Genomic DNA, 15,436 nt, shown 5'->3' on the forward strand with positions numbered 1-15,436 from the left:
AGTATTTTTGTCATCCTGACGCAGGAAGGATCTTAAGGTTTCCTGGCACTCTAGTAAGGAAATCTTAAGATCCTTCGTGCCTCAGCATGACAAAAATTAACTGCCTATAATTCGCGTTATTTTATATATCGATACAAATACGGCGCTTTATTAGCGGCACCCGTAAACTTCTTCTCAAGTCGCTCCAATACGTTCATATCCAGAATTTTCTTCTGAAAATTATTTCGGGCAAAAGGCTTATCGTAAATCGCTTCGTACACTTCCTGTACGTCTTTCATGGTGAAACTTTCGGGCAGTAAGCTGAATGCACTCAATCGCTGATCGAGGGTTAAACGTAACGTATCGATGGCCTTTTGCACGATCTCGTTATGATCCATAGCAAGTATAGGCAGTTGCCTGACATCATACCACGTAATGGACTGGTCGATCTCGTGTTTTTGGGGAATCACTTTGGCCATGTCCACCAGCGCGTAATAACCAATCGAAACAAACCGTCGAGTAAACCATTCATATTGTTGACGTTGCTGTTGGTGTAAGATCACCAGGTCTGGGTTAAGCTCAATCAGACGATCCAAAAATGCCCGATTGCTTCGGTCGGCCTTACCAAATACGTGAAATTGCTCCAGGTAAGTATCTTTAATACTGGTTCGATCTTCCAGAATGCGTCGGGCTGCTTCGTCCACATCTTCGCCCTGATAGATAAATCCGCTGGGCAGAACCTGAAAATCACCCTTAAATTTTAGTGTTGAGATCAGCACTTTAAGCTGTTGATTTTCATATCCAAAAATGACGCAGTCAATAGAAAGCTGCTGAATATAGTTCTGTTCAGTGAGTGAATGCATGGTAGTCGTTAGTCGTCAGTTAAGTATCAGTAATTGTTGAAAACTAACGGCTATTTAAATGTAGAAAACAGGTTAAAAGCAGTATCCAACGCAAATGTAGAAAATGAAAAATATTTATTGTCTATTTTTTAGACAATAATAAAAAGATTTTTACCTTTGCTTGTGATTTAACTGTAAACAGACGAATAACCAGTTCACAACTAATCAATTCTTATCATGAAGAAGGCAAGTATATTCTTTTTACTTCTATTTCTGAGTGTTGCTTACACAGGCTTTTCGCAGGCTACTCCGCCTACCGATTTTTTTGCCGGAAAATGGGAAATCGCTGTGACAGGGACGCCTATGGGCGATGTGAAATTTCTAACGGATCTGGTTCGTAAAGACGGCAAACTGACGGGTGAACTGGCTAATCCGGCCGAGCCGAACGCTGAGAAGCGAAAAATCACGAAAGTGGAAGAGAACGGCGATAAGGTTGCTATCTTCTTTGAATCATCGCAGGCGGGAGAAATCTCAATTGACCTGACGAAAGTTGATAACGGTAACCTTAAAGGCACGCTGTATAACTTCGATGCAGTCGCCAAACGAGTGAAATAAACAGCTTCACCTATAATTTTCAGAAAATTAACCAATCAAAACCATGAAAAAAATAAGCACGTTTCTCCTCTTTTTATTGCTGAGCGTAACCGTTTCAACCTATGCCCAGACTGCCACACCATCGGCTGATTTCTATGCCGGGAAATGGGAAATTCTCGTAATCGGTACGCCCCAGGGCGATTCTAAAATGATCGCTGAATTAGTTCGAAAAGATGGTAAACTGACTGGCAATCTGACGAACACTGCCGAACCGAACGCTGAGAAAATCCCAATTACGGGCGTTGAGGAAAATGGCGACAAACTAGCATTGGCGTTCACAGCTCAAGGCTACGACGTTACCATCGACCTGGCCAAAGTAGACGAAGATAACCTCAAAGGCTCTCTGCTGAATATGTTTGAAGCGAAAGCCAAACGAGTGAAATAGAAAATTTATCTCATTTAACTACAAATAAAGAGTAAGCCAGTCACAGCACGAACTTCCACCGACGCTGCGACTGGCTTACTCGCTTTCCGTTTTTTACCCCTTGATAACTACGTAGTTCATTCAAAAGAAAATGAAGGAATTGCGCAAAAATTAGTTGTTTTAGTGCTATTTAGCAGAAAACCCTTTCCTAAACATAAATAGGTTGGCTATGAAGCAAACCCTCTCCCTCTTTCTGATCCTATCACTTGTCTCCCAATTCGGCTTTGGGCAGGTACAAAAACAGCCTTCTTCAAATTCGTCAGCACAATTGCAGGAATTTACCACGCCACCAAACTCAGCCAAACCTCGTGTGTGGTGGCACTGGATGAACGGTAACATCACCAAAGACGGTATCCAGAAAGATCTTGAGTGGATGAATCGAGTGGGTATCGGCGGTTTTCAAAATTTCGATGCCAACTTGTTTACGCCGGTGGTCGTACCTAAGAAACTCGTGTTTATGACGCCCGAATGGAAGGACGCTTTTCGGTTTACGACCGAACAGGCCAGCCAGAAAGGGCTTGAAATGGCAATTGCCGGTTCGCCGGGTTGGAGCGTAACGGGCGGTCCCTGGGTAGAGCCGAAAGACGCCATGAAAAAATACGTCTGGACCCAAACCAACGTAGCAGGTGGAAAAGCGTTTACTGGAAAACTACCACAGCCAGCGCCTATAACTGGACCATTTCAGAATATAAAATTGGAGAGTGGTGGTTTAACAGGTGGATTTGTGGGTACCGTACCATCATTCTATCAGGATGCTATCGTAATTGCCTATAAAGTACCTGCCTCCGAGAAGAATCTGACCGAACTCAACCCAAAAGTTTCGTCGAGTGGTGGCAGTTTCACCCTCACTGAGCTTACTGACGGCGATTTGGGCAAAACTACTTTCTTACCGCCGTTAGCCGTAGGGGAGGATATGTACATTCAATACGCGTTCGATACGCCCCAGACGTTCAAAGCGTTGTCGATTGTCGGTGCCATCAAAGGCCCATTAGCCGAATTTCGGGGAGGGAACGAAAACCGAACGTTACAGGTGAGCGACGATGGCATGAGCTTTCGGGACGTAGCGAAAGTGCCGGGTAGTATCGCAGCTCAAAACACCGTGTCTTTTCCGGCAACAACAGCCAAATTCTGGCGGATGGCAATTAAAACGTTACCTCCGCCTACTAATCCGTTCGGGGGCCTGATGGGCCAAAGGGGCGGAGAAGCTAAATCGGAAGGCGTGAACGTAGCAGAATTTGTGCTCTACAACACCGACCGGATTGATCAGTATGAAGATAAAGCAGGTTTCACGCCTTACAAAGAAGATACGAAAACGGCCATTACGTCAAGGGCCGACGCGATTCCGACTGAAGACGTAGTGGATCTGACCTCGAAGATGCAGCCCGACGGTACGTTAAATTGGACGGCTCCAGCCGGAAACTGGGTTGTCATGCGGTTCGGCTATTCACTAACTGGTCGCCAGAACCACCCCGCATCTCCCGAAGCTACTGGTTTAGAGGTAGATAAGCTGGATAAAGAAGCCGTTCGGAAATACATCAATACGTATCTGGATATGTATAAAGATGCCACGGGCGGCATGATGGGCAGCAAAGGACTTCAATATATGGTGCTCGACAGCTACGAAGCAGGTCACATGAATTGGACGAAATCGTTTCCCGAAGAATTCCAGAAACGACGGGGTTACACCATTCAGCCGTGGTTGCCCGTGCTGGCAGGTCGTGTAATTAAAAGCACCGACGCGAGCGAGAAATTCCTCTGGGATTTCCGCAAAACGATTGGCGAACTAATTACCGAAAGCCATTACGAAGTAATTGGCGATGAACTTCACAAGCGCGGAATGAAACGTTACACCGAGTCGCACGAAGGTGGTCGGATTTATCTGGCTGATGGTATGGATGTAAAACGCTACGCCGACGTACCGATGTCGGCCATGTGGACGCCCGGTAGTCTGGCGGGTGGTAGCGACGAAGAAGTACGTAGCGAAGGCGACATTCGGGAATCGGCTTCGGTAGCTAACATCTACGGCCAGAACATTTTAGCCGCCGAATCGATGACGGCCGCCGGAAATGCGTTTTCGTCTTACCCCGAAAAACTCAAACGTACCGCCGATCTCGAAATGGCGTCTGGTTTGAACAGATTCGTGATTCACACATCCGTTCACCAGCCTCTCGATGATAAACTGCCCGGTTTTTCGCTGGGACCTTTCGGGCAATGGTACACCCGTCAGGAAACGTGGGCCGAGCCGGGAAAAGCCTGGATTGCGTATCTGGGACGTAGCTGCTATTTGCTACAACAGGGCCGGAACGTAGCAGATGTTCTGTATTACTACGGTCAGAACTACAATATTACCTGGATAACAAGGGAAAAACTGCCTGCTATTCCAACTGGCTATGAGTTTGATTTTGTGAACGCATCGGCTTTACTGAATGCTGTCAGTGTAAAAAATGGTCAGTTAGTAGCGAAAAGCGGCAATACGTATCGTTTGTTGGTGCTGGACGAAAGCGCCAAAAACATGACATTACCCGTACTGAAAAAACTGCGTGAATTGGTCAAAGCGGGGGCTAAAGTAGTAGGAACTAAGCCCGAACAGTCACCAAGTTTGTCGGATAATCCGGCCGAGTTTCAGACGATCGTTAATGAAATTTGGGCCAGTCCGAACGTAGTAAAAGGCTCGATAGCCGATGCGTTGAAGGCGCAGAGCGTAGCAGAAGACGTTATTGTCAAAAACGCTACGTCGAAAATTCTCTACCGCCATCGCCAGACCGCCGACCAAGATATCTACTGGCTCGACAACCGAAGCGACAATCCGACACCAGCGGAAGTGAGTTTCCGCGTAACGGGAAAAGTGCCAATGTTGTGGAATCCGCAAACTGGAAAAACGGAAACTGTTACATACAAAATCAAAGACGGTCGCACCATCGTTCCGCTGCAATTCGAGTCGTGGGATGCGTATTTCATCGTCTTTAGTGGCAAGGCAAGTACGATGGCCTACACCAAACCTGCTGAGAAAACGGGTGAGCTGCTGACCATTTCCACTCCCTGGACAGTACGTTTTCAGGAAAACCGAAGCGCCCCGCCACAAGCTACGTTTGCCAGTCTGGCTTCCTGGACCAACAATAGTGATCCTGGCATCAAGTATTTCTCAGGTACTGCTACGTACGACAACTCATTCAACGTAGCATTGGTGGATAAATCAGCTCACTACGTTCTTGATCTTGGCGATGTGAAAAACATAGCTGAAGTAACGGTTAATGGGCAGAATATGGGCATTATCTGGAAAAAGCCGTTCCGTGTGGACGTAACGTCGGCTCTCAAAACCGGCGCAAACAACGTATCGATAAAAGTGACCAATACGTGGGTTAACCGACTGGTCGGCGACCAACAACCGGACGTAAAGCAGAAAATCACTTTCGCGACGATGCCCTTCTACAAAGCTGATTCTCCTCTCCTGCCCTCCGGTTTGTTAGGACCCGTTCGGGTATTGACTACTACGTCAGCTTCAACTGCTGGTGAGGCAAAACGATAGTGTTTTTATCATCCTGGTTTTTTGTCATCCTGACGCAGGAAGGATCTTAAAATTTCCTTACTAGAGTGCCAGGAAATCTTAAGATCCTTCCTGCGTCAGGATGACAAAAAACGCTACACCCACCCAAAACGCTCCAGAAGCCGGTCTTTCTGCTGACGCGATACGGGAATGTTACTGCCATCGCTTAGGACTAGATACGTCCCTTCGCCTTTAACCAGACGTTTGATGTGGTTGAGGTTAACAATGTATTGCCGGTGAACCCGCAGAAAATTGCGGCTTTCGAGCAGTTCCTGCACATCGCCCAAGGTTTTGGAAACCAGATATTTCTCACCAGTATTCAGTACAAAATGGGTATAGTTACTGTCCGATTCGGCGTATAGAATCTGGGACGTATCGACAAAGGCAATGCCATTCGCGTGTGGAAGGGCGAGCCTGGAGGGCGTGCCAGAGCGAGGAACTTCCGATCCACCAGTTGATGGGTAATACGTTCGCAACAATTCCAATTGCTCCGTTAAAATATGAGCGGGGATAGGCCAGGCCGACGTACTACGTTGGACGACCTGTTCAGCCCGGCCAACGGACTGAACCAAATCGACGGTATCGACAGGTTTCAATAGATAATCTAAGGCCGCAAATCGAAATGCCTGAACCGCGTACTGATTGTAGGCTGTTACGAAAATGACCTGAAACGTGACCTCGCCCAACTGTTCCAGCAATTGAAAACCGTTCAGCATGGGCATTTCGATGTCCAGAAACACCAGCGCAGGCTGAAGCGAACGTAGCGCCAGTAGTGCTTTAGGGCTTTCAGTAAATTGCCCAACGAGTTCAATTTGTGGACAATGACGCGCCAGTTGCATAGCCAGCAACTCAACATTGTCGGGTTCATCATCGATGATAATGGTGCGAAGCATAAAATCGAATTAATGCGAATATTAGTGCAGGGTATAAATGTTTACTATTCTATGTATCATTCTGAGCATTTTTTGTCATCCTGACGAAAGGAAGGATCTTGAGGTTCCCTGACGCTCTAGTAAGGATACTTTAAGATCCTTCCTTTCGTCAGGATGACAAAAAGAGTGACGAAAGCCGCCTTTAAATCGGTATATCCAGCACAACCTTCGTGCCCAGCGGTTCGCCATCGGGAGCCACTAAGTCAAACACCTGCGCCTGAGTCTGAATATTGTACAGTTGATTAATCATCCGAATGCGATCGGCCGTTACCTGCATCCCAAACGACTTATGCATCCCCGCTGACTTGCTTTTCAACGTCCTGGCCCGTTCACGACCAATCCCATCGTCGGTGATTTCGATATGTAATAAACGGTCTGTCGATTGGCGAACATCTACCTGTACTGAGCCTCCCTCGGGCTTGTGCATCAACCCATGCCAGATGGCATTTTCTACGTAAGGCTGCAAGAGTAAGGGCGGAATCTGTACGTATTGCTGATCAATTTCGGGCGATACCCGAATATCGAACTGCACTTTCTGCTTGAAGCGCATGGCTTCCAGTTCGATATACAGTTGCAAGGCTTCCAGCTCATTTTGTAACGTTACCCGCTCAGAACGAGAATTTTCCAGCACCAATCGAATCAGCCGGGCGAACTTGGTGAGGTAGTCGGAAGCTTTGTCGGCTTTGTTCTGGAGCGTGTACAGTTTGATCGAATTGAGGCAGTTGAAGATGAAGTGCGGATTCATTTGTGCCCGTAGGGTCGTCATCTCGGTATCGGCCAGTTTTTGCTCGAACTCGCTTTCGAGTTGGCGTATATTCTGCGCTTCGAGTTGGCGACTCTGCCGATTGTTGCGGTATAGAAAGAAAGTCACCAGCAAGACAACCGCCAATGCGCCCAGTAAGGCATAAAGTCGGAGTTGATTCTGATAGGCCAGTGCAGCCGCTTCCAATCGTCGTTGGGTAGCTGCTTCCCGCTCGCGATCCTCATAAGCCGCTTTTTCCACGGCTCTTACCCGTTGCTGATTATTCAGGCTGTCTTTAGCGGCCGATAACAGCAAATGGTAGTGGAGCGCTTCAGCGGGATTTGACGCCTTATAGAGGTCAAAAAGCAAGCTGGCCGTTTTAATGATGTAAATGGTCTCTTCTCGTTCCAGTTGAATGGCCAGTGATTTTTTGGCGTAAAACCGGGCCGAATCCAGTTGATTTCGATCCCGAAAAATCCTGGCAATACCCTCGTATGTTTGCCCATTGGGTTTGCCCCTTGATACCGCAACTGCTCGACGGAAATAGCGCATGGCCAGATCCGGCTGCTTTTTTTCATAGTAGAGCCTCCCAAATCGCAAATCCAAATTAAGAATTACGCGTTTTTCTTTTAGCGCAATCTGTTCGTTTTTTTGCATATAAAATAAGGCGGAGTCCAATACACCCCATTCAAGGTAAAAATCGCCCAAAATCTCTTCGATTGGTTTGGGCCCTTTGGGCAAGTTTTCTCTAGCTTGTAATTCCCTTCCCAACATGTAATAGTATTGGGCTTTTTTAAAATCAAACTTGCTATAAGCGTAGCCCAAAAAACTTATGGAGATCAACCGCCCAAGGTGGTCATTTCGCTTTTCACAAAGCTGTTTTGTTTCCATCAGTATCGGAATGGCCTTGTAGTAATCCCATTCGACCAGACAGAATCCAAGTCTATGCCCGCAAAGGATCGTTCCTCTATCGAAATGAATCCGTTTTGCCAGAGCAAATCCCCGCTGCCCATAGTCGATTGCCGCCTTCTTATGCAGCCAAGTATATACCTCCGTTAATTGCGCATAAATCAGCACACGGTCTGTATCGCTTTTGGCTTTGGCCAATTCGCGTATCAGGCTATCATGCTTTATAACTCTATCATCCGTTTGCGCCAGGAGTAGGTGGGTATGAATAAAGAGAAGTAAACAAATCAGAACGTTTTTCATGTGGAATAACCCAGCATAGAGGGGTATAATTACTATGCAAAGTACTGATAAACAGCATTACTATTTGTCTCATACAGGACGAATTGCCTTCTCTTTCGCGTAAGTGGTAATTATTTCGAGTAAACCGATTCGTAGATCGCTTAAAGGCTTCGTTCAGGAATTTCGGCGACTTACGCGAAATCCGTTACCGCTAATCCTATCCTTTTTTCTGGGTGCATTTGGGTCTGCTACGTTTGGTCAGTCAAACGGCGGCACAAGCTCGCTACTCACGAAAACTATCTACTGTACCATGAAAAAGCTACTCCTTTCGCTGATCACACTTGGTTTCACACTAACGGTGTCCATTGCCAAAATAGCCAGTCCGTCTTCCGACCACGTCGGCCAGCCCAACCCCTACTACCAACGTACTCGCTCCGATTCAAGCCAGGGTTACTGGAAACTCTACACGGATTATAACAGCCGGACGACCCGCGTTAGCTTCTATTCGGGTCAGGATGAGCTGCTTTACCAGGAAAAGATTAAAGACAGGTATATCAAATTATCGAAACGTAACATTCGTCAGTTCGACAATCTGTTGAGCCGCTTGGTGGATCGTAACCTGGTTAGTAGTCGGGTGAAATCGTACGATATTCTCAACAGCAACCAGTGGAATGCAACTCCACAACGAATCCCATCACCCTTCAATGAAGAAACCGTTCTTCCGGCGCCAGTCGCTCCAACGACACCAAACATTAATCTGGAGGTCGTCAGCAGTAGCCAGGTAAAACTCTCTTATCTAAATCCTGCCAGTGAACGACTACTTATAACCCTGGCCAACGATAATTTCGAGTTTTTTTATAAAAGATATAGTACGCTGAAAGAATACGCCGGGCTACTAAATGTAAGCCATCTTCCTAGTGGAACGTATCGTCTTGAAGTCGACGGCGCGAAGAAGATCGTAAAATACAAAGTCATCATCGACCAGGATAAACGGAGTATTAAGCTGAATACGGTCTTGAATCAGTTCAACCCATAAGTCGCTAAACGATAAAGCAACTTCTCAATACATTTTTTAAACCAATCTTTATTACTCATGAATACGCTAATACTATCCCTCCTTTTCGTTGGGGCTTCCTTGACAACCGCAGTTGCTCAATCAGACGAAGCTCCTATTAAAAACGTCATTGACGCCCAAAAGAAAGCCGCCGACGCGGCTGATTACAAAACGTATAAGAGTTGCTGGGCCAATGTTCCCTATGCGTCTTTTTTGATTTATGGCGGGCAGATCTATGGCGATTCGCTCTGGCAGGTAATTGATAGGGTTTGGGCCACTCGAAAGCCAATCAAAATGACGAATACACGCACGAATTGGAACATCTGCACGAAAGGAGAAACCGCCTATGTCACCTTCACTCAGCGTAGTGAAAACCATGAAACCAAGACTATTTTAGAAAGCGCCGAAGCTCGCTACCTGGAAAAAGTAAATGGCCAATGGAAGATTGTCAGCGTGGTCGCCATGTTTAAACCGTGATGGTCTATTTTTTAAAGTAAGGTTAGATATAATGCATTTAAGGCATACTAAGATTATATACAGAGCCCGTTTAAACTTTTGATACGTAGCAATTTTTGTCATGCTGACGCAGCCGGGCGGCCGGTGCCGAAGCATCTTAACATATCCAGATTAGAGGGGAAAGATGTCTTAAGATGCTTCGGCACCGGCCGCCCGGCTGCGTCAGCATGACAAAAAAACGGAACTGTACCTGAGTTCTTATCAAAATTTATTTAACTATTCATACGTCACTTTTGCATAGATTCTGAGTCCTATTGGCCTTATGGCCATCAAATTTCTACTGCTTTGTTGTTCACTCACGCATTTCACTACTTCCTATTCATCCTCAATTTACCCTGATTCACTCCCTGAAAAATCCGTTGTACAAACGGATTCGCTACGTCGGGAACGGCTTTGGGCGGTGGGTGCTACGTCGCTGCTGACGTTGGGGTCAACGTATGTCTATCTGGAACGTACCTGGTGGAATGGTAAAGGCGTTCCGTTCCATTTTGACGAAGGACGCGATTTAACCTACGCCAGCGGCCTCGATAAAGTGGCGCATCTGGCCGGAGGGACTTTTGTGGCCGAAGCCTACTACAACGCCTTCCGCTGGGCTGGAGTTTCAACTCGAAAGGCGGAATGGTTAGCTTTTGGTTCTGCTACGTTCGTTGAATTGGGAATTGAATTAAAAGACGCTTATTCCCCAACCTATGGCTTCAGTTGGCGCGACGTAGCGTTTGGTACGTTAGGTGGTTTCTGGCCGATGGCTCAAAATCGGTCTGGTTTCGTGCGAGATGCGCATTGGAAAGTCAGCTATTGGCAACAGACACCCAAATACTTTAAAGCGCGGGGCATCCCAATACAGCGTTTTTCCATCGACGATTACATCAACCAGACGTACTGGTTTTCCTTTTCGCCGAGACATTTAGCAGGAAAAAAGACCTTTCCTGACTGGTTCCAACTATCTGTCGGGATGGGTTTGGAAGCCGAAACCTGGAGCCTTAACAACGATGGCTTGGGCGGGCGGCATGAATGGTACGTAGCACCAGACATTAACGTAGTGAAACTCTTCAAACCACGTAGCACAACGGCAAAAATGCTTGTGGGTCTGTTGAAATACATCAAGATTCCCATGCCGACGTTGCAGGTAGCCCCAACACTACGTTGGTACTGGCTTTACTTTTGAGCGCCTGCCATATCGATGCCGATTGCCTGCATCAACTGACTGGCATTGAAACTCTTACAAATTCCGTCGCGGAGTTTATAATCGAACACCAATTGTCCGTCTTCTAGATCAGACTGAAAATGGTAGTTGCGGACAAACGTATCGGCATCGGTAAGCTGGCCTAGTTCGAGGTCATGGGTAGAGACAAAACCAGATGCCGTTGTGTGGTGCAATTGACGTATCAACGCTTCGGCTCCCCGATGCCGGTCGGCAGAATTAGTACCTTTCAGAATTTCGTCCAGAAAATACAGAACGGGTAACTGTTCGTCGGGTGATTGTTGGGTAAGTTTGATGAGCGTCTGAAGCCGTTTCAGTTCGGCGTAGAAAGACGACGTACTTTCTTCGAGCGAATCCTGCGTACGCATACTTGTAAACACGCGCATCGGCGAACATTTGAATTTCTCCGAACTGACCACTGCGCCCGCCAGCGCCAACACTACGTTGGTTCCAACCGTCCGCAGAAACGTACTTTTTCCAGACATATTAGAACCAGTAATCAGGATAGTTTTTCCAGCGCCCTGGAGACGTAGTGAATTAGCGATGCTACGTTCGGGAGGAAGCAGCGGGTGTGCCGCCGACGTAAAATCGAGTGTCAGAGGGACATCTACAATGTCGGGCGTTACGTAGCTGGGGTGTGCATACGCAAAACCGGCCAGACTGTTCAGAGCTTCCAGCTCACCCAACGCGCTGAACCAGTGCGACAGAGCGGGGCCATAGGTTTTCCGCCAGCCTTCGAGCCGGAACAGATAATGAATATCCCAAAGGCTGGCAATCCCGAAAAAAAGATAGAAATATGGATTTCGCCGGAAGTTTAAGCCTTCGGTCAGATTCGCCAATTGTCGAATTGCCGCCGATGCTGGCAATTCGTTGTCCGCTAATACGTTCCGAATGGCCGTCAATCGGAGCGCATCGCCTTTCACTAGCTCCGCCTGTTTAACCAGATTCCAGAAAGCGCCCAGCGCCGTTGCCATATCGAACGTTTGTTCGCTCACTTCCTTTACCCGAGCCGAAACCTGACTGAGAACCAGCCCATGTATAGCCAGCGCTGCCAGGACCGCAAGCCCAGGAACAAGACCCATCAACCATGCCGAAAACAGCCCCAGCGTAACAGCCGGAAAAACAAACCGAACGATATTCAGATAGGCGGATAGTGGAGCTACGTCGGCTGTAGCCCACTGCACCAACTTCTCCGGCGATTGACCAACGGTCGGTTCAAGATTGGCCAGTGCTTCGAACTGCTGTCGCCAGTCAAGTTGGGGTTTTAAATCAGTTACCGCTAGTTGACGCAAGTGAATGGCATCGGGCGATGCGGTAGCTTTCAGCCATTTTGCCAGACGGTTCTGACCTTCGTGCGTGTGAGTTCGGTTAAGCAGTCGGAACAGCGAATGTTTTCCGAATACGTCCAAATCGCCTGTGTAATAATGCGTTGGACTGGCAAACTGCTCACCTGTTTCAGAACGTAGATACTGGCGTTTCAACCGAGAGGCTTCATCCTGATTAATAAAAACCAGTTGGTGGTTTAAATCACGTTCCCGACGAACGGCCTGGTGTTTTTTGAGCAAAACCAGAAAACCTATGATCCCCACCAGTGCAGCTCCCAACCCCAAAGCGTCTTTATCCGCTCGGAAGAGCAGCCAGACAGCGAGGGCGCTGACGGCAAACAAAATCAATCGCCAGAAGGCTAATTGATTGTAACGGCGTTGAGCGTCCTGTTCGGCACGAGTAAATTCTTGTTGGCGCTGATGGAAGGTTTCGGAAGGCATAGGAAAGCAGAAAATCTGCCGTTGCGGTAAAAGTTGGTTTAGTTAACCAACATTGAGCTGTCTCAACCATTTAGTGGCTTTTTTGTCATGCTGAGGCACGAAGCATCTTAAAGTCTCCTGACTAGAAAATTTGGATGCATTAAGATGCTTCGTGCCTCAGCATGACAAAAAAGCCACTGATGAAATGTATATAATCACGAACCAATAACACTATTTATTGCAATCCTGACAAACGCCCTGGATGAGCAGGTTCATTTCCTTGCGGTTATAGCCATTGGGCAACGTAACAGTAGGGATACTCACCTCGTCCAAACACGTTGTCTGGCCGCAGGATTCGCACTTGAAATGCACGTGATCGTGGTGATGGTGCCCATCGGAGCAGGTTTCTCGGCATAAGGCGTATTTTGTACCACCCTCATCGTCAAGTACTTTGTGAAGTAAACCTTTATCCAGAAATGTACGTAGCGTTCGGTATATCGTTACACGGTCGTGATCAGGGCCGAGGCCATTCTCTACGTCGTGGTGAGCCAGCGCATGACCCGCGTTCAGAAACAAATCAAGCACTTCCTCCCGGCCAGCGGTGTGCCGTAGGTTAAAGTCTTTCAGGGTTTTAGCAGACAAGGTCATCATCTTTAAGTCATTAGTCGAGTTGTATCCTGGACGTCCACGTCCGGGTGAGATGAAGCTACTTTCACCCGGACGTGGACGTTCAGGATACAACTTTTATTCGATCGGTTCAAATTGCAATTTAACCAGATTTGCGTAGATGCCGTCTTCCTGTAGGGCCAGTTCGTCATGCGTACCGGTTTCGACAATCTGGCCTTCGCGCAGTACGTAAATCGTGTCCACCTTCCGAATCGTTGCCAGTCGATGGGCAATGATAATCGTAGTGCGGTTCTGCATCAACTCATCCAAAGCGTCCTGAACCAGCTTTTCGGATTCGGCGTCGAGCGAACTGGTCGCTTCATCCAGAATCAGGATAGCCGGGTCTTTCAGGATAGCCCGCGCAATGGCGATACGTTGCCGTTGACCACCTGATAGCTTGATACCTCGCTCACCCACAATCGTTTGCAGCCCTTCCGGGAACGAGTCGATGAATTGTAAGGCATTGGCCTTACGAGCGGCTTCACGTACTTCGGCTTCGGTCGCGCCGGGCTTGCCATACTGGATATTCTCGAAAATTGTGCCTCCGAAAAGGATAACTTCCTGCGGCACCACCGCTACGTTTCTGCGTAGTTCCGTTACGTTAAAATTGGTCAAATCGCGTCCATCAACCGTAATCTGACCGCCCGTAATGGGATAATATTTCATCAACAATTGCACAATAGTCGATTTACCAGCCCCACTCTGACCAACCAACGCAATCTTACGTCCGGCTGCTACATTAATCGAAACCCCTTTCAGCACTTCCATTTCTGGACGCGACGGATACGTAAATCGAACGTTGTTGAATGCTACGTCGCCATGCACCGGAACAAACAACGGAAGTTCGTTATCCGCATCTACTTCGGAAGGCTCTTCCAGAATTTCCAGAATCCGCTCCGAAGCACCGACGGTTTTTTGCACCTGCGCGTACATATCGCCAATACCCGCCACCGAACCACCGATGAAAGCCGTGTAGAAAATAAACGTCAGCAGGTCAGCAAATGGAATTTCGCCCGATTGAACCAGACTGCCGCCGTACCACACAATGCCCATGATGCCGCCAAACATCGCAAAAATGATGAACGACACAAACACACCCCGAAACCGCGCAGTACGTAGCGCGATGTTCACCATTCGATTCAGCGAATTACCGTAGCGACCAATTTCGAGTCGTTCGTTGGTGAACGCTTTCACTACGTTGATGGATTGCAACGTTTCTTCCACAATCACACTGGCGGCAGCTAGTTGGTCCTGCGCCTGCTTCGACAGTCGGCGGATGTAACGCCCAAAAATGATGGCCGCCACGATAATCACCGGGAATGTAGCGAGCATGAACAGCGTCAGTTTCCAGGAAACGTAGAGGATGAACAACGTACCGCCCAGCAACGTAGCAACTTGCCGAAACAGCTCCGCCAACGTAATGGACAGTACGTCCTGCAACTGCGATACGTCGGCAGAAAGGCGGCTGGTGAGTTCGCCAACACGCCGTTTCTCGAAAAATGGAATCGGCAACGTAATGATTTTGCCGTACACTTCCCGCCTGACATCGGCCATCGAGCGCTCGCTTACCTGTGCGAAAAAGTAGATTCGGAAGAACGAAAAAACGGCCTGTAAGACCAGAATTCCGCCAAAAATCAAAATTACCTGATTCAGCGTAAACGGCGATTTCCCCTGAATAACGCTCGTTACCTGCCCGATCAGCGCCGGGAAACTAAGCGTGGTTGCCGTCGACAGAATCAAAAAAATAAAGCCAGCTATAAAGTGCATCCGATACGGTCGAACGTAGCGAAATACACGTAGCGCTTTCTTAAAATCCTCGCGACTAATTTTCTTTTTATCGGCTTCGCTCGCTTCCTCGCCAAACCCTCGTCTTCCTTTTGCCATTGGTTAGTAGTCCATGTAGGCCCCGACAGGCTCTGGCTGTCGGCGTCGCGCCAGCGACTAACAAA

12 protein-coding genes are annotated in these 15,436 nt (G+C 47.8%); 6 read left to right on the top strand and 6 right to left on the bottom strand.

The features are described 5' to 3' along the window. Nucleotides 1–116: 116 nt before the first annotated feature. Nucleotides 117–842, bottom strand: coding sequence for an NUDIX hydrolase (locus IC229_RS18885; RefSeq protein WP_190888566.1), 726 nt, complete (start codon nt 840–842; stop codon nt 117–119). A 216-nt stretch (nt 843–1,058) separates the two neighbouring features. Between IC229_RS18885 and IC229_RS18890 the strand changes: the two genes are divergently transcribed. The 3 genes from IC229_RS18890 to IC229_RS18900 all read left to right on the top strand — a co-directional run bounded on the left by IC229_RS18890 (nt 1,059) and on the right by IC229_RS18900 (nt 5,425). Continuing rightward, entirely contained in the window at nt 1,059–1,436 is a 378-nt protein-coding gene (locus tag IC229_RS18890) for a hypothetical protein (RefSeq protein ID WP_190888567.1), read from the top strand. 43 nt (nt 1,437–1,479) lie between these two features. Continuing rightward, on the top strand, nt 1,480–1,860 hold the full coding sequence (locus IC229_RS18895; RefSeq protein WP_190888568.1) for a hypothetical protein: 381 nt from the start codon (nt 1,480–1,482) through the stop codon (nt 1,858–1,860). Between the two features lie 208 nt (nt 1,861–2,068). Continuing rightward, complete coding sequence (locus IC229_RS18900; protein WP_190888569.1) at nt 2,069–5,425, top strand: glycosyl hydrolase; 3,357 nt, start codon at nt 2,069–2,071, stop codon at nt 5,423–5,425. A gap of 113 nt (nt 5,426–5,538) precedes the next feature. On the opposite strand, the gene IC229_RS18905 is transcribed toward IC229_RS18900, so the two are convergent. Together IC229_RS18905 and IC229_RS18910 are read right to left on the bottom strand one after the other, a co-directional pair. Further along, a complete protein-coding gene (locus tag IC229_RS18905; RefSeq protein ID WP_190888570.1) occupies nt 5,539–6,336 on the bottom strand; it encodes a LytR/AlgR family response regulator transcription factor in 798 nt (265 codons plus the stop codon). A gap of 181 nt (nt 6,337–6,517) precedes the next feature. Further along, entirely contained in the window at nt 6,518–8,326 is a 1,809-nt protein-coding gene (locus IC229_RS18910; protein WP_190888571.1) for a histidine kinase, read from the bottom strand. A 289-nt stretch (nt 8,327–8,615) separates the two neighbouring features. Between IC229_RS18910 and IC229_RS18915 the strand changes: the two genes are divergently transcribed. The 3 genes from IC229_RS18915 (at nt 8,616) to IC229_RS18925 (ending at nt 11,040) form a co-directional block, all read left to right on the top strand. Then, the gene (locus tag IC229_RS18915) at nt 8,616–9,341 is read left to right on the top strand and encodes a hypothetical protein (protein ID WP_190888572.1); all 726 of its coding nucleotides are present in this window, start codon (nt 8,616–8,618) and stop codon (nt 9,339–9,341) included. A 57-nt stretch (nt 9,342–9,398) separates the two neighbouring features. Then, the gene (locus IC229_RS18920; protein ID WP_190888573.1) at nt 9,399–9,836 is read left to right on the top strand and encodes a nuclear transport factor 2 family protein; all 438 of its coding nucleotides are present in this window, start codon (nt 9,399–9,401) and stop codon (nt 9,834–9,836) included. Nucleotides 9,837–10,137: 301 nt separating this feature from the next. Next, nucleotides 10,138–11,040, top strand: a complete 903-nt coding sequence (locus tag IC229_RS18925) for a DUF2279 domain-containing protein (protein WP_190888574.1) — start codon at nt 10,138–10,140, stop codon at nt 11,038–11,040. Here IC229_RS18925 and IC229_RS18930 read toward each other — a convergent pair. From IC229_RS18930 to IC229_RS18940, 3 genes are all read right to left on the bottom strand, one after another. Next, on the bottom strand, nt 11,031–12,842 hold the full coding sequence (locus IC229_RS18930; protein ID WP_190888575.1) for a MutS-related protein: 1,812 nt from the start codon (nt 12,840–12,842) through the stop codon (nt 11,031–11,033). The two genes, IC229_RS18925 and IC229_RS18930, sit on opposite strands and share 10 nt — an antisense overlap. Before the next feature lie 210 nt (nt 12,843–13,052). After that, nucleotides 13,053–13,469: a Fur family transcriptional regulator gene (locus tag IC229_RS18935; protein ID WP_190888592.1), complete on the bottom strand. Its 417-nt coding sequence runs from the start codon at nt 13,467–13,469 to the stop codon at nt 13,053–13,055. Nucleotides 13,470–13,565: 96 nt separating this feature from the next. Then, nucleotides 13,566–15,371, bottom strand: coding sequence for an ABC transporter ATP-binding protein (locus IC229_RS18940; RefSeq protein WP_190888576.1), 1,806 nt, complete (start codon nt 15,369–15,371; stop codon nt 13,566–13,568). Between the last annotated feature and the right edge of the window lie 65 nt (nt 15,372–15,436).

The organism is Spirosoma profusum, assembly GCF_014699005.1.
Lineage (GTDB): Bacteria > Bacteroidota > Bacteroidia > Cytophagales > Spirosomataceae > Spirosoma > Spirosoma profusum.

Excerpts from the sequence above, each read along its gene's own strand:
- IC229_RS18885 (WP_190888566.1), bottom strand. The coding sequence starts at position 842 with ATGCATTCACTCACTGAACAGAACTATATTCAGCAGCTTTCTATTGAC.
- IC229_RS18890 (WP_190888567.1), top strand. The coding sequence starts at position 1,059 with ATGAAGAAGGCAAGTATATTCTTTTTACTTCTATTTCTGAGTGTTGCT.
- IC229_RS18895 (WP_190888568.1), top strand. The coding sequence starts at position 1,480 with ATGAAAAAAATAAGCACGTTTCTCCTCTTTTTATTGCTGAGCGTAACC.
- IC229_RS18900 (WP_190888569.1), top strand. The coding sequence starts at position 2,069 with ATGAAGCAAACCCTCTCCCTCTTTCTGATCCTATCACTTGTCTCCCAA.
- IC229_RS18905 (WP_190888570.1), bottom strand. The coding sequence starts at position 6,336 with ATGCTTCGCACCATTATCATCGATGATGAACCCGACAATGTTGAGTTG.
- IC229_RS18910 (WP_190888571.1), bottom strand. The coding sequence starts at position 8,326 with ATGAAAAACGTTCTGATTTGTTTACTTCTCTTTATTCATACCCACCTA.
- IC229_RS18915 (WP_190888572.1), top strand. The coding sequence starts at position 8,616 with ATGAAAAAGCTACTCCTTTCGCTGATCACACTTGGTTTCACACTAACG.
- IC229_RS18920 (WP_190888573.1), top strand. The coding sequence starts at position 9,399 with ATGAATACGCTAATACTATCCCTCCTTTTCGTTGGGGCTTCCTTGACA.
- IC229_RS18925 (WP_190888574.1), top strand. The coding sequence starts at position 10,138 with ATGGCCATCAAATTTCTACTGCTTTGTTGTTCACTCACGCATTTCACT.
- IC229_RS18930 (WP_190888575.1), bottom strand. The coding sequence starts at position 12,842 with ATGCCTTCCGAAACCTTCCATCAGCGCCAACAAGAATTTACTCGTGCC.
- IC229_RS18935 (WP_190888592.1), bottom strand. The coding sequence starts at position 13,469 with ATGACCTTGTCTGCTAAAACCCTGAAAGACTTTAACCTACGGCACACC.
- IC229_RS18940 (WP_190888576.1), bottom strand. The coding sequence starts at position 15,371 with ATGGCAAAAGGAAGACGAGGGTTTGGCGAGGAAGCGAGCGAAGCCGAT.